Source organism: Aliivibrio sp. SR45-2, assembly GCF_963890165.1.
GTDB classification, from domain to species: domain Bacteria; phylum Pseudomonadota; class Gammaproteobacteria; order Enterobacterales; family Vibrionaceae; genus Aliivibrio; species Aliivibrio salmonicida.
On sequence record NZ_CAWPRC010000031.1, the window covers coordinates 1 to 2347 of the forward strand.

Sequence of the window (2347 nt, forward strand, 5' to 3'; positions counted from 1 at the left end):
TAATAATTATCCATAACATCACTGCACCCTACAATGAGAAAGGCAATAAGCCATACAAACTTTTTCAATACTATTTCTCCAATGACAACTGACCTGTATATTACGCACTTATACCTATTCAAACATGCCTAACATTGACACTAAAAAAACAGAAGTACTCGGTAAGTTAGCACGACCGAAGGTTGTAAATTATGTTGATGTATTTATGGTTAAATTTCGTTTTAAACCATTAATTTTAAAGCGATGTATGGCACTAGATTAAAGATTAGAATTCCAATTTTATAGTTAGCCAAATATTTAAAATACAATGAAGGAAGTTCTGATGAAGAGATGCCAAGTATTTTACTGTGGACGTTAATAATAAAATCGTTAAATAAAGTAAGAAATAACGCAGCAAAAACTAAAAACCCCATATTTATTACGGAGCACCAACCAAAAAATACGGTGATGTCATTAATGTTAGTCATAAATTAATTATCCTTATGTTTAACCCTACATAACAGACTTACTACTATACCTAAGATTGATGATTTAAAACGAGAAATACTCGGCAAACTGAGAATGCCAAGTATAGTAAATAATTTTATGCTTTATACAAAAAATCCGAACAGCATTATTATTCCATTCGGATCATTGGTAATAATAAATCATCAGGTAACGATTCATCTACCTTGATTTTCATCCTCTTTGATTTGTGCATTTCTCCATAACTCATTGGAACAATATCCATATTTATAGGTTGGAAGAATAAGCAAAACTAAAAACATCATAAAACCAATAGCAATTAACCAATTTGATATAAAATGAGTATCAACAAAACTCATGCTGTAAAAAGTAAGCATCAACAAAGGAAATGTCATACATACCTGAAAAATAAATAGTACTTTCCATACCCCACGCTCCCAAATCGCTTTTTGATATGCATAACCATAGGAAGCAGCCAGTACCCCAATCATAAAAGAGGGTAAGGCACTGAAGTCGTCGCCATTTTTAATTGAATATACCATTGAAAATACGACAAAAAACAACTCAATCCAAAACCATAATTTCCACATAATGAAGCCCCCAGCCAGAACGAAAACAGACACCAATACAATGCATTTATTATTGTAAAAATTGATTTTAATTTATTGCATTAAAACGAGAAAAGCTCGGTAAACAAATAACGAGCTTTCTTGATGCCACTACTGCATTTTCAGCACAACTCAATAATTGTATTAATTAAACAGTGAATGAAGTTTATAGCCAACGAGTAATGAAATGTCTTTTTGATCCACATCAGAATGTAAATCGACAGTAGTGTAACGAACACCAATAAACCAATCCGTCATATTAAGATCCACCCCTGCACCGTATTTGAAGCCGTACGAGGAGTCATCCATTGATGGTTCTGTCTTTAACATTGAATAGCCGATTAACCCATAGGCATCAAGATCGATAGCATCAGACAACTCAAATCTCTTCCCTAAAGGAATATTAGCTGAAAATGCATACTTCTCTTTAAAGCCAGTTGAATCTTTAAGCGATGAATTTTTAATTATTTTCCCTTCAACTTCGCCACCAACGAAAAAAGAGTTCGCATAGATGTTTCTAGCGCCAAAATACCCATCAAACGCATCACCAGTTTTATCTGATATTTCATGTGAGGAATAACCTGCCGCAACATATACATCTTGATATGGCGTATTTGTTTCTTCTGCAAATGTTGAAAATGAACATACGGTTACAAGCAATGGGAGTATTTTATACACTGTTTTATTCCATACAAAAATTGAAGCCGCAGTGTACTTATCGACCAAAAACGAAGATATAGCATATCCAGACGGGTTCTCGTAAGAATATGCTAAATTAATACTTCACTTATCGTAAGGTATGTATTCAAACAAGGCGATACCCCAACGGATTAAGGCCGTAATTATCCACGGTTTATTATTGAGTTCTTTTAAGTGGGCGTATCATGCAAAGGTCATTAAAATATTGCTGCATTTAGTTATACTGCTGATAACCAAGAATTTTTTAATTTAAAGATTTGATTATCAAAGTCAATGCTTACATTGATGCCTATAGCTTCAAGAAGTAATGATACGTTCCTAATTCTCTAACATAGCCTAGAGATTCATAAAGCTTCTGAGCGTTTATATTATCTTCTGCTGTCTCTAACGATAACCCTTTTACGTTATCCACTAAAGCCAACTCTTTTGCTGCATTCATTAACTGTTTTGCTACGCCATTATTCCTAAACTCAGGTGCAACATACAAATCATTTAATACCCATACTCTAGCCGCTGATACTGATGAGAAGCCGTGATAAAGTTGAGTAAAACCCATGCCTTCACCACTCTCATTT

4 protein-coding genes and 1 pseudogene are annotated in these 2347 nt (G+C 33.8%); all 5 read right to left on the reverse strand.

Going from position 1 to position 2347, the window contains the following annotated elements; all coding sequences use genetic code 11:
- Positions 1 to 221: 221 nt before the first annotated feature.
- Entirely contained in the window at positions 222 to 467 is a 246-nt protein-coding gene (locus tag AACV33_RS21495; protein WP_017022278.1) for a DUF6868 family protein, read from the reverse strand.
- A 195-nt stretch (positions 468 to 662) separates the two neighbouring features.
- Positions 663 to 1055: a hypothetical protein gene (locus AACV33_RS01500; protein ID WP_017022277.1), complete on the reverse strand. Its 393-nt coding sequence runs from the start codon at positions 1053 to 1055 to the stop codon at positions 663 to 665.
- A 162-nt stretch (positions 1056 to 1217) separates the two neighbouring features.
- Positions 1218 to 1751, reverse strand: coding sequence for an outer membrane beta-barrel protein (locus AACV33_RS01505; RefSeq protein WP_241802896.1), 534 nt, complete (start codon positions 1749 to 1751; stop codon positions 1218 to 1220).
- Between the two features lie 120 nt (positions 1752 to 1871).
- A pseudogene (locus AACV33_RS01510) lies at positions 1872 to 1970 on the reverse strand (DMT family protein); the annotation flags it as partial.
- Between the two features lie 91 nt (positions 1971 to 2061).
- Positions 2062 to 2347: GNAT family N-acetyltransferase (locus tag AACV33_RS01515; RefSeq protein ID WP_182700690.1), on the reverse strand; the 286-nt coding region annotated here is incomplete at its 5' end.